This is a genomic window from Prevotella nigrescens (assembly GCF_031191185.1).
Classification (GTDB): Bacteria; Bacteroidota; Bacteroidia; order Bacteroidales; family Bacteroidaceae; genus Prevotella; species Prevotella nigrescens.
The window spans coordinates 826,992-848,530 of the sequence record NZ_CP133465.1; the positions used below are offsets into that span (position 1 = coordinate 826,992).

Below are 21,539 nucleotides of genomic sequence, written 5' to 3' on the forward strand. Positions count from 1 at the left end.
ATGCAATAGGGATATTACTTGCTATTTGAGGGCTATTTTGCCCTAAGCAATCTTCCGAACTTTGCCTGTAAAAACATCAGGCAATGAAAATAAAAACATTTAAGTTTCAGTTTTTTGCCGGAGTAACAATCTTTTCATTGTTTTCCGGTATTTCTGTTTATGCGCAATCTCCGAATGAAACGGACTCTCTCCAGACAGAAGAAATCTCGCAGGATAACCGCATTAAAATCAATGGTTATCTCCGTGCAGGTATTTTTGGCGGAGAAAAGGAAATACGCAATTACTACGGAGAGGGTGCCTTGAAATTAGAAGTTCCCATCGGCATAAGTGCTTCCGCCTTTTCGGAAGTCCGTTACAGAGCCGATGGTAACAACAATTATAAGTTCGACATCCGCGAGGCTTATGTAAATCTTAATCTTGGCAAGTTCGATTTTCGTGTGGGTGAGCAAATCGTTCTTTGGGGACGGGCAGACGGTTTCAATCCGACCAATAACGTTACACCCCAAGATTTTTGTGTGTTCTCACCGGAGGAAGACGATAAGCGTCTGGGAAATTTCGTAGTGAAAGGTGTCTTTAATCCTTATCCCTTCCGTATCGAAGTAGATTGGATACCCGTTTACAAATCGTCATTGTTCCCTTTCATCGGAAAGCCTATGGGAGATGGGCTTGTATGGAACAATGAAAAACGTCCTTACCGATGGAAGAACCAGTCTTTCGGAGTGAAAATAGATTTGGAAAAACCTTCTTTCGACCTCTCTCTTTCCTATTACAACGGGTTACATAAATTTCCCGGCATCGCGTATGAAAAGACTCCTTCTGAAATCCTTTTATCGCAAGAGCCTTATCGGGTGCATGTTGTCGGAATGGACTTTTCCACCTCATTGGGCAACTACGGATTAAGAGGCGAGTTTGCCTGTTCACTCCCCGAAAAAAGCAATAATTCCATCTATTCCGTTCCAAATAAGCAAATGGAATATACAATAGGGATTGACCGAAGCTGGGATAATTTCAGTTTGATTGTACAGTACATAGGTAAGTATATACTGGACTTGGAGACAGACATTAAAGGCAATCCGATAGTTCAGAAACTAAACTCACTGAATCGTATCGTCTTCACGCAACACGAGCGTTGGAATCATTCGGTTTCGGTCAGACCTGCACTGTCATTACTCCACGAAACATTGAACGTGGAACTGCTCGGACTGTGCCAGTTCAGCACGAAAGAATACTTCTTCCAACCCAAGATTCGCTATGCCATAGCCGATGCCGTTACGCTTACGGTGGGAGGGCAGCTGTTCTATGGACCGGACGACCGTCTATTTGGGATATTGGAAAAGACCAAGAACTCGGTTTTTACGGAGTTGAAAGTTTCGTTTTAGATTATCTAATCTCAAAATAATATCGAATGAAGAAGTTAGCTGAATTTGTGATACGATACCGCTGGGCGGTCATCGTGTTCTTTCTTGCACTGACAGCCTTTATGGGCTTTCAGATGAAGAATGCAAGTTTTAATCCCGACCTGCTTACCTATCTGCCGGAAGATTTACCTTCTCGTGTAAATCAAAAACAGATAGAAAGAATGTTCGGCGGTACGGATATGGTAATGATTGTCGTACAGACAGATGATGTCGTGAATGGCAAGACACTGAAGCGTGTGGAGCATTTCTCGCAAGATATGCAGAACATCAAAGGCGTAGAACGGGTAATGTCCGTCTTTGAATTGAAAAATGTCCGCAGTGAGAATGACGCAATGACCGTTGATGCGGCCGTGAAAATGATTCCACGGACTGCTGAAGATGTTGCCACTATTAAGAAAGAGCTTGCCGGTAACGACCTTGTCTATGGAAGCGTGGTTTCCAAAGATTTTACGACCACAGCCATTATTGGATTGCTTGAACCCGGAGCAAAGGACAAGGACGTAATAGACCAAGTGGAGGCAATGATTGCCAAGTATCCCGGCACAGAGAAAGTTCTTTTGGGAGGTTCTCCGTATATGCGAATGCAGAATGCGGGAATGATGCAGAAGGATATGGCTCGGCTCATTCCTCTCGGATTGTTGTTGATGATGGTCTTTCTCTTTATCAGCTTTCGTCAGTTCAGAGGGGTATGGCTTCCCATTCTGATTGTAGTCATGGCGATATTCACGGCATTGGGTGCAACACCTTTGTTGGGATGGAAGTTTGCCGTTACGACCATTATTTTAGTTGTATTGCTGATTGCCACCGCCAATTCCTATGGCATACACATGTTTGCCCGCTACCAAAGAGACAATCTTCCCGGAAACAACTATACAGCAAAAGAATTGTCTGTCAAAATGGTTACAAGTCTCGGCGCTCCCATTATCTTGTCAGGATTGACAACCATTGCAGGGTTGCTCTGTATGTTGGGACATGTGCTGATTCCCGGTGGACAGATGGGAGTTCTTGGCAGTATCGGTATCGGACTTGCCTTGATTGGAAGTCTGTTCTTTATACCTGCATTGAGTTCGGTACTTCCCAAAACGAAGCCTCGATTGAGAGCGGATAACAACCCTAAAAGCAAAAGAGGAATAGGGTTGGACAGATTGTTGGACTTTATTGCCGATTGGGTAACGAAAAAGCCCAAGACTATTTTGGCTTTATTCGTGGTCATTTCTCTAATCGGAGCAGCCGGACTGTTGCGTTTCAGCATCAACTCAAATCCCGCCGAGTTGTTCCCTGACGGACATCCTGCGAAGGAGTCCGCACAAATCATCAATAAGGAACTGGGGGGCTTCTTTCCGCTCTGTGTCGTGTTCGAAGGCGACATCAAAGACCCTGCCTTGTTGAAGAAAATTGATGATTTGGAGAAAAAGGTGCGAGAAATCCCCGAAGTGGGAACAACGCAGTCTATCGCGAAAGTTACACGTCAGATCAGCCGTGCTCTCTATAACAAAGGCGAAGAAGGTTATGATAAAATCCCCGACACCTACGATGCCGTATCACAATACTTCGAGTTGTATCTGATGAGCGGCAGTCAGAGGGATTTGGAAAAGATGGTGGATTTCAATTTTGAGAAAGCTCTCTTGATGATTCGTTTCAAGGAATTGAACACACCGGTATTGCGACAATGTGTTGCTCAAATCAAGGAAATGGTAAAAGATGACCCCAATGTGAAACTTGTTGGTGGCAATGCCGATGTATTCACGGATATGGACAAGCATGTCGTAAGCGGGCAGTTCCTTTCTTTGTTGATTTCCCTCGTTGTTGTATTTATCATTATATCCCTCGGTTTCAAATCGTTTAAGGCAGGATTACTGCAAATCGTTCCACTCATGTTTGCCATGTTGATGCTTTTCGGACTGATGGGATATTTTGGTATCGACCTGAACTTTATGACCGCCTTCCAAGCCTCTATCCTTATTGGAGTCGGCGTGGACTATACGATTCATGTTGTCTGGCGGTATCGGGAGGAACGACGTGCGGGTTACGACGATAAGGAGGCTGTACATCGCTTGTTCAAGGCAACGGGACGCGGTATCGTATTCAATGCCATTGCCGTTATTATCGGATTTGTAGTTCTGCTCTTTTCAGGCTTCCTGCCCGTCCGCTTTTTCGGAATGATGATGGTAACAATCATTTTCGTATGCCTCATTGCCGCAGTGCTGCTCGTACCTGCGCTATGTATGGTGTTGAAACCGAAATTCTTGAGACAGAAAATCCATTGCAAATAACTTAAAAGGACTGAAAGGATAAAAGCAATAAAAGAAACAGTCAAAAGCTTATGAGCTTTTCAAAGAAGATTGATACACGAATATTCATCAAACAATAAATACAATGAAAAAAGTTTTTTTATCGGCGGTTATAACAATCGCAACCATGTGGGCAAATGTTGCTCATGCACAAGGAGGACTATCTCCGCAACAAGTACAACAAAAAGCCATTGAAGCCACTCGTATTGCCGGAATGGAAACAGAATCATCAATGACGATTTACAGTCCGTCCGGAGACAAACGAGTTCGCAAGATGACTATTGTCAGTAAACTCTACGAGAATGGTAGTTTGGAAAAGAAACTCATTCGGTTTACCGAGCCTGCTGATGTGAAAGGCACCGGGTTTCTATCGTTCGATTATTTGAAGAAGAACGATGACAAGTGGATTTATATGCCGGCTCTTCGTAAAACCCGACGTATTGTAAGCTCAGAGAATGCCAAAAGTTTCATGGGGTCTGAGTTTTCTTACGCCGATATGTCCACACCAGCTGTCGAAGATTTCAACTATAAATTCTTGAAAGACCAAAATGTAGGTAATCATGTCTGCTATGTCTTAGAAATTACGCCAAAGAACAAAACCATTGCCAATGAAAACGGCTTCTCTAAGAAAATAGCCTATATCGACAAGCACATTTTTATTATCCGTAAGGCTATATACTACAATCTTGCCGGAGAGAAAGAAAAGGAGATGACCGTCTCTGCAATCACGGAAGTGGATACAAAGTACCATAAGTATCGCTTTAAGGAGATGACAATGATTAATCTGAAAAATAAAAGAAAGTCGGTATTGAATAACAACGTTATTAAGTTCACCCCTTCAATTTCGGACAGTTATTTCACCACTCGCACACTGGAACAAGGCAAGTAAAACTTCTCTTTTCCATTCTACCTCCATTTGTTGCAATCAGAAGTTGTAACAGGTGGAGGTTTTGTGCATTTATCATAAGCACAAACAATTTAGCAATATAAAAATCATAATATGAAACAACTGATTGAAACAGAAACCTTTGAGTTGCTGCTATCAGACAATAGCAAAACTGCAACAGACAATCTTATCAAGGAAATTATAAGGTTGGGGGAAACCGAAGCAAACCTTGCTTCATTGTATCGTACTCTCCATTACACTCGATTCCATTTAGAAAGTATGACTGAAACATCAGGCATACCAACTGAAATGGGAAAAAAATGTATCGGAGCTGCTTTTTGTCATTGACACGGAGCTGGAATTAGTGAAAATGCGAATGCAGGGACTTCTTCCTGCTTTGCCCGTCAAACCCGCCAAGAAACTCTGTTGGACAGGCAAGGCAACAGATTTAGTTGAACTCCTTTATGCTCTCGACACCTGCGACTGTATCAATGATGGAGAAATAGGTGTGGAGGAATTAGCTGATGTTCTTTCTGAAATCTTTGGAGTGGAGATAAAGAACTGCTACAACGTCTATATGAACATGAAACGCCGCAAGGATGACAGCCGTACCTACTTTCTTGATGAACTCCGTGAGAAGCTGAACAAGCGTATGGTGGAGAGTGACCTGAAAGGTGGCAAGTTCAAGAAACGGTAAATCAAAAGGGAGATATTCCGGTATTTCGGAGTACCTCCCTTCATTCATTCTTTGATAAGCACTTCCAACTTCTTGGCTATGTCCTCAGATGTTGGAAGCAGTTCCTTGTATGCCTCCGGCAATTCGGGTGAGAGGCTGTATGTTGCCACCCCGATAGGCATTACAGAAGTTTTGAGGGCATACTCCACAATCGTCCTGCTTTTGGATTTGCAAATGATGATGCCGAGGTGAGTGGTATATTGTGCGTACTCATATTCTTTCTTCTTTATAGATGTTATTCTTGCCGCCTCTTACCGAAAAGCCTTTATTACCCTGAACACTGCCCACAAGCAGGTGAAAGGTGCGGTGAAGACTCCTATGACGACAAAGAGGAGCAGTTTGACAATATAGTAAACAATCCACTGCCCATTTGTCCCAGCCATCATCTTATAAGGAATGTTCTTTTCCACAAAGAGATAGCCTGACCATATCGCCATCAGCACATATCCGGACATCCATCGCATATCCTCAACGCCTTTGGTCGCCAAGAAATTCCATCTGAAACCTATGACAAACAAGGCGATGAGAAACAACAGACTGAAGATGCTTCGCCAAATCTCACTACGTTTTCTTTTCTGAAAACAAGGTGTACAGAGTATCGGCTGATACCTTTCCGCACATTCGGGACACAGCCCTTTTCCGCAATCGGAGCATTGGGCTACCGCCGGTTCTTGGGTATGATTAAAACAATTCATAGTGTCATCAATTAGCGTGTTCAAAAATACAAAAATCCCGCCTTAGAGCCAAGAAAAACAACCGTTATTTCTTGGTATTGAGTAGTTTGGAGAGTTCCGGATCGTCGGAAATTCGTTGCAACTCCCGTTCCACGATTTCCCGCACCTCCGTCTTGACACGGTCATAGTTTGCCTTGATTTCCTGCTCCATCATATCCTCTCCGTTTTCATTCGTGAAGTCTGTCAGAATGGGTATCGGGCGGTAAGCAGCCGTTTCCTTTGCAACTTTCGCATTGTCCACCACAATCTCACAGTGGAATATCTTCTGCTCGATACGTTCGGAGAAGTTATCGGCGACCGCTCCCACGAACATTCCCTGTGTGAGCGTGGAAATCTTACTCTGTGGGATAAGGCTGTCCATCTGCGTGGATATGGAGGTCGTTTTGTCGCTGCGGGTGATACTCATACTCTGTCGCTTTTGAAGCACCTTTCCGAAACGCTCCGATAAAGTCTTTGCCGTCTCGCCGACCACCTGTCCGGAGAAAATGTTTCCGACAGTATTCATCACTACAGCAGCTTCCTTGTCTCCATAATCGCGCTTCAGTTGCGAAAAGTCCTGAAAGCCCAAGCATACCGCCACCTTGTTGCTTCGTGCGGTGGCAATCAAGTTGTCCAACCCCTTGAAATAGATGGTGGGTAGCTCGTCGATGAGCACGGAACTTTTCAGAATCCCTTTCTTATTGATGAGCTTGACGATACGCGAATTATACAATCCCAATGCCGCTCCGTAGATATTCTGTCTGTCAGGATTGTTTCCTACGCATAGGATTTTAGGCTCCTTGGGATTATTGATGTCGAGTGTGAAATCATCTCCTGTCATAATCCAATAGAGCTGCGGACTTATCATCCTTGACAAGGGTATCTTGGCGGAGGCTATCTGCCCTTGCAACTGGTCAGCCGCCCCTCCGAGCCAAGCGTCCATAAAAGGAGAAAGGTAATTCTCCAATTCGGGATAAGAAGTCAGTATTGGGAAAATGTCTTCATACTTACGGCAGAGAAACTCAATAGCGTGCGGAAAGGTACAGTATTTTCCTCCCTCGAAAATGCGGAGATACCAAATGATAGCGGCAAAGAGTACGATTGGCGACTCCACAAAGAAATCTCCTTGTTTCTGCACCCACGTCTTGTTGAGGTTGAGCATGATGGTGTACGCCGACTCGTAGGCATCTGAAATGTCGCTCATGAAATCGGGGTGTATCGGATTGCAGCGGTGCGACCGACGAGGGTCGTCGAAGTTGATCACGTAAAACTTCGGTTTGACCTTATATCCTTTCGAGTGATGCAGCAGATGGTTGTAAACAATCGTGGAGAGGTCGGGATACTTGAAGTCGTAGCAGTAGATGGCAAAACCTTTTTCGATTTGCTGCTTGATAAAATTATTGATGATGGCATAGGACTTACCACTGCCCGGCGTTCCCAAGACGGAGACCGCACGGAAAGGATTGACCACGTTTATCCAGCCACTGTTCCATTTCTTGCGGTAATAGAATCGGGTCGGCAGATTGACCGAGTACTCGTTCTCCAAAAGTTTTGTCTCCTGCATAAAGGATTCATTCTCTTGATTGAAGACATCCTCCATCAGGTTGTTCTTCAAGAGTCGGCTCATATAGAGTCCCGCCATCAGCAGACAAACATAGCCTACGGTTATCGTAAAAGTATAGAGAACCGTATTCGCCTCTATGGGCAGTGGCAAGGCAAGTATCCACCAATTGAGGAAGAAAAAGACAAAGCCGGCGCCTATGAATGCCCATATCTTCGACCAAGTGATATGCTCCTCTTTCACGCCCTTTGTACCCAAACAGGAAAGCCCCATCAGTACCAGCGCAAAGAGCTTGGTGTAAAGCATATTTCCAAATAGTCCCGCCGTGCGATGGAAATTCATCAGTATCCTGTCCACCACACCGATGTTCAGCCCCCATAGTTTGATGGCTTCATAGCAATACCAATAGAGATGGGCAACCACCAGTATGATACTTACGGCACGCAGAAAATCCATGATTTTCGCCAGTGCTCTCAAATCGTCTTCTTGTTGTGACATAATCTTTCTGTTTTTAGAGTTTACGTTGTTTTCTTTTCTTGCGCTGCATCCGTCTGCGGAACTGTTCTTCCTCCCAATCCGTTCCGTGTGTCTCCAAGGACAGGTCAAGTAAACCGCCCAAGACGGAATCTCCGTCCGAAGTCTGAGTTTGGGGAATACTGCCTTTCTCACTCTGCTGTATAGGAGCAGACAGTTCGGGATGCGGACGGTCGAACCACTCGGCAACGGCGTTTGCCGAAAGTTCCTTGCCCAATCGTGAGCCATTGACCACACAGCCGTTGTTCTGGTCTATGAAGGTGATGCCATAGAGCCGTCCCTGTTCGTTCTCACGGAAGAGTACATCAATACCCTTGTGATGGAGATTCGTTCGAAAATCCTCTTTGGTAGCAGAACGTCTCAATGCTCCGGCTACGACCTCTTTGGTCTTGGGGGCAAGATGCTTTTCTTTCAGTTTCTCCTTTGAAGCCTTGAAGCTTTTTTGCAAGGCTTCATATCCGACAGCCTTCCCGAAAAGGGAGGACTTGAAAGGATTACCCACCTTCTTACCTTTATCATCGGTAGCAAAATAGACCAATCCGTTATAGGGCTTTCCATACATTTCCCCCTTGACCTCTTCCACACATATATTATAGGTGGAAAGCAAGGCGCGGTATTCCTTAAAGCTCGGACAGTGATAAAATTTGACCGCCGGTTTGGTGACTGAAGCCAGTTGCTTTTTAAGGTTTCCTTCTTCGAGACAGACTTTCTGCAAGCGAAACGCTTCCTTGAATTGTTTCTTGTCGGCAGGATGCAATCCATACCTTTGCTCCATCTCCCGTGTGATATGCTTACTCTTGTAGAAGTTATTGCCATCGTTAATCTTCCGTCCCGTCTCATCCACTGCCAAGGTCACGATGTGCAGGTGATGCCGGTCTATATCCTCATGCTTATAGACCACGAAAGGCTGATTACCATAGCCCATCCTCTCGATATACTCCAATGCAATGGCGGAGAACTGTTCATCGGAGAGTCTGTCATCGGGATGCGGGTTCAAGGAGATATGAATAACGGGCTTTTTCGTATGAACTTGGCTTGGCATATATGCCAGAAAGTCCTGCATACAATCGGTAATATCGTGCCCACCATCGGCAGGACAGAACACCTTATTTGTTTCCAATATCCTTGCGACGCCTTCGTTTACCTTCTCTCCGTTGTATGCCAACGCCCCATACAAGGAACTTCCATAGCTTATTTTTGCGACCATTTCTCCTGAAATTCACGGGTGAGTTGTACGATTTCGCCTCCGATAGCCGCCAATTCGAGTGTCAGTTTCTCCAGTTGGGCAAGCATAGCGTAGGCTTTTTTCTCGGTGAAATTGCTTTTTAAGGCAACCACGACTTGGTTGTAATTGACCCCTACGCTGCGAAACTGTCCGTACAAAGTCGTCAGTTTTTGATAGTAATCGAGCAACGAACGATCGACTTTTATCACTCGGAATGTCTCATTAAAGATTCTTGCTTTGATGAAAGCCGACTGACTTTGTACACCAGCCGTTTCTTTCATGGAGAGAAATTCGGCAAATTCCATCGCCGTAAAATTGACTGAAACCCGTTTTTCGGTCTTCACTTTGGAGCTTATGCTCCGCATCTTCTTCATTTTCATTTCTTACTTTGGATTTTAGTGTTTCACGACATCACCGGCATTTGAGGCATCGCATTCTCTCTTCCAAGAAAAAACGACTTCGGAGTTTTTTCAGCCCTCTGCAAGAGCAAGGGTTTTATGCTGCAAAAACGGAGTCGTGCTGCATAAAACATACCTTGCTATTTGCTCCGACGCAAATAAATCCGTCCGCGAAGGACGGAAGTCGAGTATCTCAAAAAAGAACGCTTCATGGCTCGAAAGCTTCGGCTTACCGCTTGGGTGCAAAGTTACTAAGCCTTGTGTCTAAATCACTTACCTCTTACGGAGCCACAAATACGCAAATCGAAGCCACAAGTACGCAGTTAGCAAAAAGGGCAGAAACAAGGGGGTAAAGGCTTCTATATTTGCCCCGTCGAACAGGTGTTTGCAGGTCGGTGGACATACCTGCCTGCCCAAGTCTAAAAACCAGTCCGCAGCCATTTGAACAGACAATTACGGAAATGGAAATAGAAATGAGAATATGTACAAGTTATTGCACCCGTCGCCCCTCACACCCTTGTACAAAGGTACAAGTGCGGACGTATGGATGGGTGGACGTGTGCAGGTATGACTCCCGTCATATAGCTCCACTCCTATGCAAGGAGGGACATATCCCCAAAGGCGGGTCTATGTTCCCTTATCGGAATACCTCGCCGTATGCCTGTCCGGGGATTTATTCCCTCACAGACTCATTTCCATATCTGCCTTTTCAAGGAAACAAGCTAAGGCGTACATGCGCCTTTCCACACATATATGTAGAACCATTAAACAGAAAATGAAATGAAAAAGAAACCTGTTTTCATTGCCTTCTCCACCCAGAAGGGCGGTGTCGGCAAAACGACCTTTACGGTCTTGACGGCAAGTTACCTGCACTATGCCTGCGGGTATAACCTTATTGTGGTGGATTGCGACTATCCGCAATTCAGCATCAATGCCATGCGTCAGCGTGACGCACAGGGCGTGGATCGCAACCCCGCGCTGCAAGAATTGGCAGCCACCCAATTCTCCGAGTTGCAAAAGCCTACGTACACCATCCTTTGTGCCACGGCAGAAGCAGCCGTGGATACGGTCAGGGAATATCTGGACACGCACGAGCCGGATACGGATTTCGTCTTTTTTGACCTGCCCGGAACCATCAACAATGACGGTGTGCTTACCACTCTCTCCGGTATGGATTACATTTTCACACCCATCTCCGCCGACCGTATATCCTTGGAAAGCACGCTGAGCTTTTCAGCCATCATCAAGGAGGCGATAACCGACAATACAGACACTGCCAACAAAGGGATCTACCTCTTTTGGAACATGGTGGACGGCAGAGAGAAGACACCCCTCTATGCGATGTATGAAAAGGTCATTGCCGAGTTGGGACTTCTGGTCTTGAAGACGGCAGTCCCCAATACGACCCGCTACAAAAAGGAAGTGATGGATGAGGGTACGACCCTCTTCCGTTCGACTATCTTTCCCGCCTCTCGCACGCTGCTCAGAGGCAGTCGTCTGAAAGAGCTCGTGGAGGAAATCCTGTCCATCGTAAAACCTGAAGCGTATGGCAGAGAAGAATAAAGGGGCGATAGATCCCGTCGCTATCCGGGAACTGATTTCACAGGGTATCCCGATGAAAAAGAAAGAGAGTGAGATGATACCGCCTACCTCCGTCGAAGAGGTGGATGTGTCTGTTCCGGAAACACGGAAAGAAGAAGTCTTGGAAGAACCGCAACTACCCATCCGAACACGACGCAAGAATCCCGCCAAAGGAGATTACATCTCACTCTTCATGCACCGCAATGACCTGTATGACCGCAAGGCAATCTACATCTCCAAAGAGTTGCAGGACAAACTGTCGGAAATCGTCCTCTTCATCCGAAAGAGGGAGATGACATTGGGCATGTACGTGGAAAACATCCTTCTCAAACATTTGGAGGACTACAAGGAAGAAATCAACCGATTAAGTGAAAAGAACTTCAAGAAATTATTGTGATATGAAACAGAAAACAAACCGACCAATGGCAGGCAAAGAGTCCTGCAGAGAACGAAAAAGCGTCTCTTCAAAAGTAACTATCCGTAACTCCACCACGCTCATCGAACATTCCGAGGGACACTCTACAGGTCTCCTTCAGGAAGAGAAGAGTGATTACGAAACCACCTTTCTGCAACCCCTGAACATCGGAGACAGAAAGGGCGTGTTCATTTCCCAAAAGACACAGGAAGAGATTTCCGAAATCGTCTATGTGGCAGCCGCAGGCAAACTGACGATTGGGGCATTCGTAGAACATATTCTCCGGCATCACTTAGAGAGTCACCGTGATGAGATAGACGCCTTGTTTGAGCAACAGTTCCGTAAACGTTTCGAGCGATGAAGCAGGTGATTGTCATTCTGCTGTCGGTCGGCTTAGCCTATCTCGGCAGCGTGCAGGTCACCCGCTTCCTGTACGGACGCTATCGGAGTGCCGTGAGACTCTATCGTGACTTGCGGCTCTTTTTCCGGGAACGGGGCAAGGGGAAATTCGTCGTTACCATCCGCATCCCCAAAAAGGGATCCTCCCAAGAGGAGAATATCCTTTTAGCCGAGTTGCCCATCGAAGAAGAGCAACAGGAACAGACGCCTGAAACGGGAATGTCGGAAGAAACCTCTCCTTTCATCCCCGAAGAAGAGGATTATGTATTGGTGGAAGTCCAAGGTGAAAGCCACTCCCTTTCGGAAAGTATCACCGTGGAAGAACTACAACAAATGGGCAATGTCCTCTCCTGCAAGAATGCTCCGATAGAAGAAGCTGCAAAAGCTGCCGAAACCATCTATAAGATACACGACTCCCCGATGTTCCAAGCGATTAAGAAAGCGGCCGGGGAACATGTCCGCGAGCTGCTGGAGCGCGTTGCCGAAGAAGCTCCGAAAGAGATTCAGTCAGGCAACTTCGATTACAAACGATTTATCAAGACATAGTATTCACCCACTCAAAGAAAAGAGAAAATATGAGTAAACCCATTTATCTTGCCATCGCTTCCCCCAAGGGAGGTGTCGGCAAAACCTCGCTTACGGTACTTTCCGCAAGCATTCTGCATTACCACAGAGGATGCAATGTCGCTGTCGTGGATTGCAACCATCCCGTCTATACCATCGCCCGTCTGCGACAGCAAGAGTCGGAAGACCTGAATCATCAAAGGCTGATGCGCCTGAAACATCGGACAGCCTATGCCCCTTATCCGATTATCTGCACTCCGGTGCGGGAAGCCCTGAGGCGAGTGGAGCAACACTGTGTGGACAGCCATCCTCGATGCATTCTTTTCGACCTTCCCCCATTGATGCGTACCGAAGGGACGGTGGAGTTGCTTTCAGCAATGGATGCCGCCGTCTTTCCCGTTACGGGCAGTCCGATGGATATGGAAGCCGTCCGCCATTTCATAGACATCTTGGGAGAGCAGATACTTACGATGGGTAAGGGCAATATCAGGGAGGTTTACCTGCTTCGCAATATGATAGAGGCTTGGGAATGTGAGGATGCCGACGAACGCTGTCGCACCCTTTCCGATGAAACGGGAGTCCTCTTGATGCAGACCTCATTGAGCCACTCCCGTTTGTATCGTCCGCTGCTTTCCGAACGCAGAAGAGGGGTATGCACCCTCCTCCCACCCCACGGAGGAAAGTTGAGTCAGCTATGCGACGGATTAGGCGATGAACTTCACGAAATCCTGCAACGCCTATGTATCGAATAGTCCTTGTTCTTCTCTTGCTCTACTTTTTGTGACTACTGCTTTTTCTCTCGTATGAACGGAGAAAAAGAAAGAATAGGGCAATTGAGAAAAAGCCTTGTCAAACGGTCAGTGAAGTGGAAATCATCGGTAAAAGTCACTTCAAACTCAGCCACTCGACGCCACAAGTACGCAGTTATCCAAAAGACGAGGCGGAAGCAAAAAAGGCATCTACATTTGCTCCCGAAAACGGACAAGAGCCATCGGAAGAGCCGGATAATCTGCCCGACATAGATGAGATCCCTTTAACGTATGAATCCTCTGATTCTTCATTGTTTGAAGAGGAGGAAGATGAAGAACTTCCCGTATCGGGAAAAAACGAATATGCCACGGGAATTGATTTCGAACGGGTGCTGGAAGCCTTGTCGGTCATACACCGAAATGCCTCTTCCATAGCGGAGCGACAAAGATCCGGTGAGACATTGACCGAATTGGAAGGCACTCGTCTGATGGAAACACTCCGAAGTGACAAAGTTCGTTCTTCCACGATAGACGATATTGTCCGCAACCGTTTTGAAGAGCTTTATGTTCCTTCTGACGGCAGGGACAAATAGTAACAAACCCATTAAACAGTCAAAGACGATGAAAGAAAAAGAGTACGGCTGACATACGAGAGAAGCCACCACTGAAATCCGAAAGTAACAACAGTATTCACCCGTCGGGAGGATATATCCAATCCTCTCGGCACAAAACAAAGATTTATGACCAAAAGACATTTTCTTATCGCAGCCGTTCTGCTGCTTTCCGCCTATTCAGCCTTTGCCCAAGGCAACGGTTTGTCGGGCATCAACCAAGCCACCAATATGGTAACGTCTTATTTCGACCCAGCCACGAAACTCATCTACGCCATCGGCGCGGTCGTGGGACTCATCGGAGGGGTAAAGGTGTACTCAAAATTTTCGTCAGGCGACCCGGATACCTCGAAGACCGCCGCGAGCTGGTTCGGAGCCTGTATTTTCCTCATTGTCGCAGCCACCATTCTGAGAAGTTTCTTCCTCTAAGCCTATGGAGACCTATCCCATCAACAAGGGAATCGGTCGCTCGGTGGAGTTTCAGGGACTCAAAAGCCAGTATCTGTTCATTTTCGCCGGAGGGTTACTTGCCCTTTTCGTGCTGTTTGTCATCCTCTATATGGCGGGTGTCAATCAATGGATCTGTATCGGCTTCGGAGGGACTTCCGCATCCATTCTGGTGTGGCAGACTTTCTCCCTGAACAAGAAGTATGGGGAACACGGGCTGATGAAGCGTTCCGCTTTGCACAGCCACCCCCGCTACCTCATCAACCGACGACGCATTCCCTATCTGTTGCGGCACAAGGAGCTGCCAAGACGAAAGAGAAGAGAGAATAAAAGAATGGACGAAGGAAAGGAGGACAAAGAATGAGAAACCTATTGAAAGCCACCACACTGGAGAACCGCTTTCCGCTGCTTGCCGTCGAAGAGGGCTGTATCCTCTCGAAAGACGCCGACATCACGGTCGCCTTTCGGGTCGAGCTTCCCGAACTTTATACGGTGACGAGTGCGGAGTATGCCTCTATCCATTCCTCTTGGGTAAAGGCAATCAAGGTGTTGCCGACCTACAGCGTCGTACACAAGCAGGATTGGTTTGTCAAGGAGGGCTACCGTCCGGACTTGCAAAAGGAGGAGATGAGTTTCCTCTCCCGCAGTTTCGAGCGACACTTCAATGAGCGACCGTTCTTGAATCACGCCTGCTACCTGTTCCTGACCAAGACGACCAAGAACCGCAACCGGCAGCAAAGCAACTTCTCCACCCTCTGCCGGGGACATATCATCCCCAAGGAGGTACGGGACAGGGATACTGCCCGCAAGTTCCTCGAAGCGACCGAGCAATTCGAGCGGATTATGAACGAAAGCGGTTTTATTCGCCTTGCTCGCCTGACAGACGAGGAGATTATCGGAACGGCGGAGACACCGGGACTGATTGAGAAGTATTTCTCGCTGTCCCTCTCCGATACGACGGTTTTGGAGGACATCGACCTCAAAGCCGACCAAATGCGTATCGGTGATAAGCGACTCTGCCTGCATACCCTTTCCGATACGGAAGACCTGCCCGGGCTGGTAGGCACGGATATGCGCTATGAGCGTTTATCCACTGACCGCAGCGACTGCCGCCTTTCCTTTGCCGCTCCCATAGGGCTGTTGCTCTCGTGCAACCACATTTACAACCAGTATGTCTTGATTGATGATAGTGCCGAGAACCTGCAACGCTTCGAGAAGAGCGCACGGAATATGCACTCGCTCTCCCGTTACAGCCGGAGCAACCAAATCAACAAACAGTGGATTGATGAGTATCTGAACGAGGCGCACAGCTTCGGGCTTACCTCCGTCCGCTGTCATTGCAACGTCTTGGCGTGGAGCGAGGATGAGGAGGAACTCCGCCGTATCCGTAACGACGTGGGCAGCCAACTCGCACTGATGGAGTGCAAGCCACGACACAACACGGTGGATGTGCCGACGCTGTTCTGGGCAGGCATTCCCGGCAATGAAGCCGATTTTCCCGCAGAAGAGAGTTTTTACACGTTCATCGAACAGGCGGTCTGCTTCTTCAATGAGGAGACCAACTACCGTGATTCGCTATCTCCGTTCGGCATCAAGATGGCAGACCGCAGTGGCAAGCCCATTCATCTCGATATCTCCGACCTGCCGATGAAGAAAGGCATCACCACGAACCGAAACAAATTCATCTTGGGTCCTTCGGGCAGTGGCAAGTCGTTTTTCACCAACCACCTCTTGAGGCAGTATTGGGAGCAGAACACCCATATCGTCTTGGTGGACACGGGAAACAGTTATCAGGGCTTGTGCGAGATGATACGCCACAAGACGCAGGGCGAGGATGGGGTGTACTTCACCTACTCGGATGAGAGCCCCATCAGCTTCAATCCCTTCTATACCACCGACAAGGTGTATGATGTGGAGAAAAGGGAGAGCATCAAGACACTGCTGCTGACCCTTTGGAAAAAGGATAACGAGCCAGCCACCCGTTCGGAGGAGGTCGCCCTTTCCAATGCCGTTTCACTCTTTATCGAGCGTATCAAGACGGACGACGGTCTCGCTCCTTCGTTCAACAGCTTTTACGAGTATCTCACCACCGACTACTCGGCATTGCTCCGTGAGAAAAAGGTCAGGGAAAAGGATTTTGACTTGGCCAATTTTCTCAACGTGCTGGAGCCGTACTACAAAGGTGGCGAATACGACTACCTGCTGAACTCGGACAAGCAGCTCGACCTGTTGAACGCCCGCTTTATCGTCTTCGAAATCGATTCCATAAAGGATCATCCCATCCTTTTCCCCATTACCACCATCATCATTATGGAACTCTTCATCAACAAGATGCGACGTCTGAAGGGAATACGGAAAGTCATCCTTATTGAGGAGGCTTGGAAAGCGATTGCGTCCGCGAATATGGCGGGATATATCAAGTATCTCTACAAGACGGTAAGAAAATTCTTCGGTGAGGCGGTCGTGGTGACGCAGGAGGTGGATGACATCATCTCCTCAGACATTGTCAAGGAGTCCATCATCAACAACTCCGACTGCAAGATACTGCTTGACCAGCGCAAGTACATGAACAAGTTCGACCAGATTCAGGCACTCTTGGGACTGACGGACAAGGAGCGGGGGCAGATACTCTCCATCAACCAGAGTAACGATGCCACACGGTCGTACAAGGAGGTGTGGGTCGGACTGGGAGGTGTGCAGTCTGCTGTCTATGCCACCGAAGTGTCGAAAGCCGAATACCTCACCTACACGACGGAGGAGACCGAGAAGATGCGCGTACTTGCCCGTGCCGAGCAACTCGGCGGGAATATGGAGCTTGCCGTCAGGCAGCTCGCCGAAGAAGAGTAATCAATGAATGTTTAACCGCGTAATACAACAAGTCCGAAAAATATGACGTCATGTTTCAAGAAAACAGTCGACTGATTTTCAGATTTACTCGACTGATTTTTCCGAGTGGCTCGAACGACATTGTATCTACGCTAAAATCAATTTGAAAAATGAGAAAGAAAATTTTAATGCTTATGGCGTGCGGTTGCCTCTTGGCAGGCAGCGCACACGCCCAGTGGGTGGTCACAGACCCCACCAATCTTGCACAGAGCATCATCAACACGACCAAGGAAATCGTGCAGACCTCCAAGACGGTCAAGAACACGCTTGACAACTTCAAGGAGGTCGAGAAGCTCTACAATGAGAGCAAGAAATACTACGATGCCCTGAAAAAGGTGAACAACCTCGTGCGGGACGCCCAACGGGTAAAGGAGACGATTTTGATGGTCGGAGAAATCTCCGATATCTATGTGAAGAACTACAAGAAGATGCTCTCTGACCCGAACTTCCGTCCGGAAGAGCTGGTCGCCATTGCCAACGGCTATACCAAACTGCTCGGGGAGAGCAACAACCTGCTCAAGGAACTCAAGCAGGTAGTGAACATCACCACGCTGAAGATGACCGACAAGGAGCGTATGGACGTGATGGATCGCTGCTACAAGGAAATCAGGGATTACCGCAACCTTGTGCGTTACTACACGAACAAGAACATCTCCGTGAGCTATCTCAGAGCCAAGAAGCAGCAGGACACCGACCGGGTGCTTTCGCTCTATGGAACGGACAACGAAAGGTATTGGTAATCATGGGAGCGGAATTTGACAACCTGCACCAAGTCCTCCGTTCGCTTTACACGGAGATGATGCCTATGTGTGGTGACATGATAGGTGTCGCCAAAGGCATTGCGGGCTTGGGTGCGCTCTTTTATGTGGCACTTCGGGTGTGGCAGACCTTGGCTCGTGCCGAACCCATCGATGTCTATCCGCTGCTCCGTCCCTTTGCGCTCGGTCTCTGTATCCTCTTCTTTCCGATGGTCTTGGACACCATCAACGGCGTGCTCAGTCCCGTTGTGCAGGGGACGCACAAGATGCTCGAAAAGCAGACTTTCAGCATGGACGAATACCGCAAGTTGCGGGACAAGCTGGAATACGAGGCGATGGTGAGGAATCCCGAAACAGCCTATCTGGTGAGTAACGAAGAGTTCGACAAGAAACTGGATGAACTCGGTATCTCTCCCTCGGATATGGCGACGATGGCGGGTATGTATGTGGAACGCAGTATGTACAATTTCAAGAAATGGTTTCGCAATATGGTACGGGAGTTCTTGGAACTTCTTTTCGCCGCTGCCGCCCTGCTCATCGACACGCTTCGGACATTCTTCCTGATTGTCCTCTCCATCTTGGGACCGATAGCCTTTGCCATCTCCGTGTGGGACGGTTTCCAAAGCACCCTCACGCAATGGTTCACGAGGTATATCTCCATCTATCTGTGGTTGCCTGTGGCGGACTTGTTCAGTTCGATGCTGGCAAAGATTCAGGAACTGATGCTCAAACACGACATCACGCAGTTGCAGAATGATCCCACCTATACGATAGATGCTTCGAACGGGGTGTACCTCGTCTTTATGATTATCGGTATCATCGGCTACTTCACCATTCCGACAGTTGCGGGCTGGGTGATACAAGCCGGAGGAGCAGGAAACTTCGGAAAGAATGTGAATTATGCCACCACCAAGGGCGCAGGCATCACGGGTGCTGTTGCCGGGGCCGCAGGAGGTTTTGCAGGCGGACACGGAAAACAAGTATTGCACAGTGCCGGACAAAAAGCCAAAGATGTGGCAGGACGACTGTTCCACAAGGGCGGCAATTCTCACGAATAATAAACAAGAATGAAAAGCTATGGAATTTAAGTCATTAAAGAATATCGAAACGAGTTTCAAGCAGATACGCCTCTTTACCTTGGTCGTCGTCTGCCTGTGCGCTCTTCTTGCGGGGTATTCGATATGGAGTGCCTACTCCTTTGCCGAAGCCCAGAGGCAGAAAATCTATGTGTTGGATGGCGGTAAGTCGCTGATGCTCGCCCTGTCGCAGGATCTGTCGCAGAACAGACCCGTGGAAGCCAAGGAGCATGTGCGCCGCTTCCACGAGCTGTTCTTCACCCTTTCGCCCGACAAGAGTGCCATCGAAGGGAATATCTCCCGTGCACTACTCTTGGCGGACAAGAGTGCCTACAATTACTATCGGGATTTCTCTGAGAAAGGGTACTACAACCGTATCGTGGCGGGAAATATCAATCAGGTCGTGCAGGTGGACAGCGTACTCTGCGACTTCGACCGCTATCCCTATGCGGTACGGACGTATGCCCGACAGATGATTATCCGTGCGACCAACGTGACCGAGCGCAGTCTCGTGACCGTATGTCGCCTGCTCAATACGAGCCGTAGCGATGACAATCCGAATGGCTTCAATATCGAAGGATTCGAGATTGTGGAGAACAAGGACATCAGTACCCGTAAGCGATGAAAAAGAAAAGTCTGTTCCGAATGATGCAGGAGGGAGCGGAGGCAAGACTCCGCCGCCTGTGCGGACACATCCCCGCTCATCTGAGGCTGTATGTCGTCCTGACGATGCTTCTCTTTTTCGCCATACTTGCCAACTATGTTTTCTTCAACGGTTTGTTCCGTATCTTCTCAGACGGAGACTCTGAAGAGGAAACGTTACCGGCAATCGAGCATATAGAAGCCCCTGAAGTAAGGCGGCTCTATCCCAAAGACAGTATCAACCTATTAAAGTATTACGATTATGTTCCCATTCAAAAGAAAGACAGCCTCCGATACGAGCACCTCGCCTGAGCTGACGGAGGAAGAGAGACAAAGGCGAAAGAAGTTTATCATTTACCCCCTGATGTTCCTGCTTTTTGCAGGCTCCATGTGGCTCATCTTCGCTCCATTGGAGAAAGGAGGGGAGAAACAGGCGAAGGGGTTCAACACGGAAGTACCGGATCCGCAAGCCTCGGAACTCATCGGCGACAAGAAGAAAGCCTATGAAAAGGAGATGATGGAACAGAAGGAGCAGGAACGAAGTCGTGCCATGCAAAGCCTCAGTTCCATGTTCGGGGAGATGACAGGAGGGCAACCAGTGCAGAGTTCCGAAGAGTTGGCCTTGAAGACGGATTTGTCGGAAAGAGACAACGGCTTCGGCTCTCGCACCGCTGCTCCGCAAGAGGGATTCCACGCCTCTGCATCAGCCTATCAGGACATCAACCGCACGCTCGGCAGTTTCTATGAGATGCCGAGAGAAGATCCGGAAAAGGAGGAAATGCGTACCCGTTTGAAGGAGTTGGAAAGTCGTATGAGTAATGAACAACAGTCGCCCGCTATAACCGTGAACGACCAGATGGCTCTGCTTGAAAAATCCTATCAGCTGGCAGCCAAGTATATGCCCGCAGGAGGCAAGGGGCAGTCCGTTCCCGCTGCTCTTCCTTCGACTTCGGGGAGTGAGACGGCTTCCGAAAGGAAAGTGGTCTCTTCCGGTCGCAATGGAAAGGCGATAGCGTTTCCTGTCAGGCAGGTGAGCGGTCAAGTGGTGTCGGCTCTGGCACAGCCGATGAGCGACTCGACTTTCCGCTCCGAATATGTCAAGGAGAGGAACTATCTATTCCAAACCGCTATCGGGACTGTCTCGCAGACGGATAGAAACACCATATCAGCCTGTGTGCATAACAATCAGACGGTCATGGACGGGCAGACAGTACGTTTCCGTCTCTTGGAGCCGATGTCGGTATCGGGCAGGGAGATTCCACGAAATGCCCTTGTCGTGGGAACGGCAAAGTTGCAGGGCGAACGACTCTCCATTATCATTTCCTCTTTGGGGTATCGGGGAAGCATCATTCCCGTGGAGCTGTCGGTCTATGATACGGACGGACAGGCGGGGATATTCATTCCCGGATCGATGGAGCGTAATGCCGCCAAGGAGATTGCCGCTAACATGGGGACATCCGTGGGCAGCAGCGTGAACATCTCCACCGATGCGGGGGCACAGCTTGCCGCCGACCTCGGCAAGGGACTGATACAGGGAACGAGCCAATACTTTGCCAAGAAAATGCGCACCGTCAAGGTGCATCTGAAGGCAGGTTACAAGGTTCTGCTCTATCAACCCGAAAACAAGTAATTCACAGTTATTATTCACC

General features: G+C 48.1%; 23 protein-coding genes and 1 pseudogene. 19 read left to right on the plus strand and 5 right to left on the minus strand.

Annotated features, from left to right (window positions below):
* The first annotated feature begins 83 nt into the window (after positions 1-83).
* The 5 genes from RDV52_RS05510 to RDV52_RS05530 all read left to right on the plus strand — a co-directional run bounded on the left by RDV52_RS05510 (position 84) and on the right by RDV52_RS05530 (position 5,292).
* Entirely contained in the window at positions 84-1,379 is a 1,296-nt protein-coding gene (locus RDV52_RS05510; protein ID WP_004366607.1) for a hypothetical protein, read from the plus strand.
* 26 nt (positions 1,380-1,405) lie between these two features.
* The gene (locus RDV52_RS05515) at positions 1,406-3,691 is read left to right on the plus strand and encodes an efflux RND transporter permease subunit (RefSeq protein ID WP_004366606.1); all 2,286 of its coding nucleotides are present in this window, start codon (positions 1,406-1,408) and stop codon (positions 3,689-3,691) included.
* Positions 3,692-3,794: 103 nt separating this feature from the next.
* Positions 3,795-4,598 (plus strand): outer membrane lipoprotein-sorting protein, encoded by an 804-nt coding sequence (locus RDV52_RS05520; RefSeq protein WP_223381158.1) that lies wholly within the window; start codon positions 3,795-3,797, stop codon positions 4,596-4,598.
* Positions 4,599-4,709: 111 nt separating this feature from the next.
* Positions 4,710-4,943, plus strand: a complete 234-nt coding sequence (locus tag RDV52_RS05525) for a hypothetical protein (RefSeq protein ID WP_004366604.1) — start codon at positions 4,710-4,712, stop codon at positions 4,941-4,943.
* Between the two features lie 22 nt (positions 4,944-4,965).
* The gene (locus RDV52_RS05530) at positions 4,966-5,292 is read left to right on the plus strand and encodes an RteC domain-containing protein (RefSeq protein WP_004366603.1); all 327 of its coding nucleotides are present in this window, start codon (positions 4,966-4,968) and stop codon (positions 5,290-5,292) included.
* A 44-nt stretch (positions 5,293-5,336) separates the two neighbouring features.
* Here RDV52_RS05530 and RDV52_RS05535 read toward each other — a convergent pair.
* The 5 genes and pseudogenes from RDV52_RS05535 to mobA form a co-directional block, all read right to left on the minus strand.
* A pseudogene (locus tag RDV52_RS05535) lies at positions 5,337-5,519 on the minus strand (PDDEXK nuclease domain-containing protein); the annotation flags it as partial.
* A 63-nt stretch (positions 5,520-5,582) separates the two neighbouring features.
* Positions 5,583-5,786, minus strand: coding sequence for a permease of the drug/metabolite transporter (locus RDV52_RS05540; protein WP_306302142.1), 204 nt, complete (start codon positions 5,784-5,786; stop codon positions 5,583-5,585).
* Between the two features lie 304 nt (positions 5,787-6,090).
* Complete coding sequence (gene mobC / locus RDV52_RS05545) at positions 6,091-8,103, minus strand: conjugal transfer protein MobC (protein ID WP_004366600.1); 2,013 nt, start codon at positions 8,101-8,103, stop codon at positions 6,091-6,093.
* Between the two features lie 13 nt (positions 8,104-8,116).
* On the minus strand, positions 8,117-9,346 hold the full coding sequence (mobB, locus tag RDV52_RS05550) for a conjugal transfer protein MobB (protein ID WP_004366599.1): 1,230 nt from the start codon (positions 9,344-9,346) through the stop codon (positions 8,117-8,119).
* Positions 9,331-9,744, minus strand: a complete 414-nt coding sequence (gene mobA, locus RDV52_RS05555; protein ID WP_004366598.1) for a conjugal transfer protein MobA — start codon at positions 9,742-9,744, stop codon at positions 9,331-9,333. Before mobA ends, mobB begins: the two co-directional genes overlap by 16 nt.
* Before the next feature lie 798 nt (positions 9,745-10,542).
* On the opposite strand from mobA, the gene RDV52_RS05560 reads away from it, so the two are divergent.
* From RDV52_RS05560 to traM, 14 genes are all read left to right on the plus strand, one after another.
* Positions 10,543-11,325, plus strand: coding sequence for a ParA family protein (locus RDV52_RS05560; protein WP_004366596.1), 783 nt, complete (start codon positions 10,543-10,545; stop codon positions 11,323-11,325).
* Entirely contained in the window at positions 11,309-11,740 is a 432-nt protein-coding gene (locus RDV52_RS05565; protein ID WP_004366595.1) for a DUF3408 domain-containing protein, read from the plus strand. Before RDV52_RS05560 ends, RDV52_RS05565 begins: the two co-directional genes overlap by 17 nt.
* A 25-nt stretch (positions 11,741-11,765) precedes the next feature.
* Positions 11,766-12,119, plus strand: a complete 354-nt coding sequence (locus RDV52_RS05570) for a DUF3408 domain-containing protein (protein ID WP_169310180.1) — start codon at positions 11,766-11,768, stop codon at positions 12,117-12,119.
* Complete coding sequence (locus RDV52_RS05575; protein ID WP_004366593.1) at positions 12,116-12,703, plus strand: hypothetical protein; 588 nt, start codon at positions 12,116-12,118, stop codon at positions 12,701-12,703. Before RDV52_RS05570 ends, RDV52_RS05575 begins: the two co-directional genes overlap by 4 nt.
* A gap of 29 nt (positions 12,704-12,732) precedes the next feature.
* Positions 12,733-13,473: a ParA family protein gene (locus tag RDV52_RS05580; protein WP_004366592.1), complete on the plus strand. Its 741-nt coding sequence runs from the start codon at positions 12,733-12,735 to the stop codon at positions 13,471-13,473.
* 35 nt (positions 13,474-13,508) lie between these two features.
* Positions 13,509-14,063 (plus strand): conjugal transfer protein, encoded by a 555-nt coding sequence (locus tag RDV52_RS05585; protein WP_223381204.1) that lies wholly within the window; start codon positions 13,509-13,511, stop codon positions 14,061-14,063.
* A gap of 147 nt (positions 14,064-14,210) precedes the next feature.
* The gene (locus RDV52_RS05590; protein WP_004365102.1) at positions 14,211-14,510 is read left to right on the plus strand and encodes a DUF4134 domain-containing protein; all 300 of its coding nucleotides are present in this window, start codon (positions 14,211-14,213) and stop codon (positions 14,508-14,510) included.
* A 4-nt stretch (positions 14,511-14,514) separates the two neighbouring features.
* The gene (locus tag RDV52_RS05595) at positions 14,515-14,892 is read left to right on the plus strand and encodes a DUF4133 domain-containing protein (protein ID WP_004341666.1); all 378 of its coding nucleotides are present in this window, start codon (positions 14,515-14,517) and stop codon (positions 14,890-14,892) included.
* Entirely contained in the window at positions 14,889-17,375 is a 2,487-nt protein-coding gene (locus RDV52_RS05600) for a TraG family conjugative transposon ATPase (protein WP_040556870.1), read from the plus strand. The genes RDV52_RS05595 and RDV52_RS05600 overlap by 4 nt, the downstream gene beginning before the upstream one ends.
* A gap of 149 nt (positions 17,376-17,524) precedes the next feature.
* On the plus strand, positions 17,525-18,154 hold the full coding sequence (locus RDV52_RS05605; RefSeq protein WP_004366589.1) for a DUF4141 domain-containing protein: 630 nt from the start codon (positions 17,525-17,527) through the stop codon (positions 18,152-18,154).
* A gap of 2 nt (positions 18,155-18,156) precedes the next feature.
* Positions 18,157-19,230 (plus strand): conjugative transposon protein TraJ, encoded by a 1,074-nt coding sequence (gene traJ, locus RDV52_RS05610; RefSeq protein WP_004366588.1) that lies wholly within the window; start codon positions 18,157-18,159, stop codon positions 19,228-19,230.
* A 19-nt stretch (positions 19,231-19,249) separates the two neighbouring features.
* Complete coding sequence (gene traK / locus RDV52_RS05615) at positions 19,250-19,873, plus strand: conjugative transposon protein TraK (RefSeq protein ID WP_004366587.1); 624 nt, start codon at positions 19,250-19,252, stop codon at positions 19,871-19,873.
* Positions 19,870-20,202 (plus strand): TraL conjugative transposon family protein, encoded by a 333-nt coding sequence (locus tag RDV52_RS05620; RefSeq protein ID WP_004366586.1) that lies wholly within the window; start codon positions 19,870-19,872, stop codon positions 20,200-20,202. The genes traK and RDV52_RS05620 overlap by 4 nt, the downstream gene beginning before the upstream one ends.
* Complete coding sequence (gene traM, locus RDV52_RS05625) at positions 20,153-21,520, plus strand: conjugative transposon protein TraM (protein ID WP_081470686.1); 1,368 nt, start codon at positions 20,153-20,155, stop codon at positions 21,518-21,520. The genes RDV52_RS05620 and traM overlap by 50 nt, the downstream gene beginning before the upstream one ends.
* The last annotated feature ends 19 nt before the right edge of the window (positions 21,521-21,539 follow it).

Excerpts from the sequence above, each read along its gene's own strand:
- RDV52_RS05510 (WP_004366607.1), top strand. The coding sequence starts at position 84 with ATGAAAATAAAAACATTTAAGTTTCAGTTTTTTGCCGGAGTAACAATC.
- RDV52_RS05515 (WP_004366606.1), top strand. The coding sequence starts at position 1,406 with ATGAAGAAGTTAGCTGAATTTGTGATACGATACCGCTGGGCGGTCATC.
- RDV52_RS05520 (WP_223381158.1), top strand. The coding sequence starts at position 3,795 with ATGAAAAAAGTTTTTTTATCGGCGGTTATAACAATCGCAACCATGTGG.
- RDV52_RS05525 (WP_004366604.1), top strand. The coding sequence starts at position 4,710 with ATGAAACAACTGATTGAAACAGAAACCTTTGAGTTGCTGCTATCAGAC.
- RDV52_RS05530 (WP_004366603.1), top strand. The coding sequence starts at position 4,966 with ATGCGAATGCAGGGACTTCTTCCTGCTTTGCCCGTCAAACCCGCCAAG.
- RDV52_RS05540 (WP_306302142.1), bottom strand. The coding sequence starts at position 5,786 with ATGTCCGGATATGTGCTGATGGCGATATGGTCAGGCTATCTCTTTGTG.
- mobC (WP_004366600.1), bottom strand. The coding sequence starts at position 8,103 with ATGTCACAACAAGAAGACGATTTGAGAGCACTGGCGAAAATCATGGAT.
- mobB (WP_004366599.1), bottom strand. The coding sequence starts at position 9,346 with ATGGTCGCAAAAATAAGCTATGGAAGTTCCTTGTATGGGGCGTTGGCA.
- mobA (WP_004366598.1), bottom strand. The coding sequence starts at position 9,744 with ATGAAAATGAAGAAGATGCGGAGCATAAGCTCCAAAGTGAAGACCGAA.
- RDV52_RS05560 (WP_004366596.1), top strand. The coding sequence starts at position 10,543 with ATGAAAAAGAAACCTGTTTTCATTGCCTTCTCCACCCAGAAGGGCGGT.
- RDV52_RS05565 (WP_004366595.1), top strand. The coding sequence starts at position 11,309 with ATGGCAGAGAAGAATAAAGGGGCGATAGATCCCGTCGCTATCCGGGAA.
- RDV52_RS05570 (WP_169310180.1), top strand. The coding sequence starts at position 11,766 with ATGGCAGGCAAAGAGTCCTGCAGAGAACGAAAAAGCGTCTCTTCAAAA.
- RDV52_RS05575 (WP_004366593.1), top strand. The coding sequence starts at position 12,116 with ATGAAGCAGGTGATTGTCATTCTGCTGTCGGTCGGCTTAGCCTATCTC.
- RDV52_RS05580 (WP_004366592.1), top strand. The coding sequence starts at position 12,733 with ATGAGTAAACCCATTTATCTTGCCATCGCTTCCCCCAAGGGAGGTGTC.
- RDV52_RS05590 (WP_004365102.1), top strand. The coding sequence starts at position 14,211 with ATGACCAAAAGACATTTTCTTATCGCAGCCGTTCTGCTGCTTTCCGCC.
- RDV52_RS05595 (WP_004341666.1), top strand. The coding sequence starts at position 14,515 with ATGGAGACCTATCCCATCAACAAGGGAATCGGTCGCTCGGTGGAGTTT.
- RDV52_RS05600 (WP_040556870.1), top strand. The coding sequence starts at position 14,889 with ATGAGAAACCTATTGAAAGCCACCACACTGGAGAACCGCTTTCCGCTG.
- RDV52_RS05605 (WP_004366589.1), top strand. The coding sequence starts at position 17,525 with ATGAGAAAGAAAATTTTAATGCTTATGGCGTGCGGTTGCCTCTTGGCA.
- traJ (WP_004366588.1), top strand. The coding sequence starts at position 18,157 with ATGGGAGCGGAATTTGACAACCTGCACCAAGTCCTCCGTTCGCTTTAC.
- traK (WP_004366587.1), top strand. The coding sequence starts at position 19,250 with ATGGAATTTAAGTCATTAAAGAATATCGAAACGAGTTTCAAGCAGATA.
- RDV52_RS05620 (WP_004366586.1), top strand. The coding sequence starts at position 19,870 with ATGAAAAAGAAAAGTCTGTTCCGAATGATGCAGGAGGGAGCGGAGGCA.
- traM (WP_081470686.1), top strand. The coding sequence starts at position 20,153 with ATGTTCCCATTCAAAAGAAAGACAGCCTCCGATACGAGCACCTCGCCT.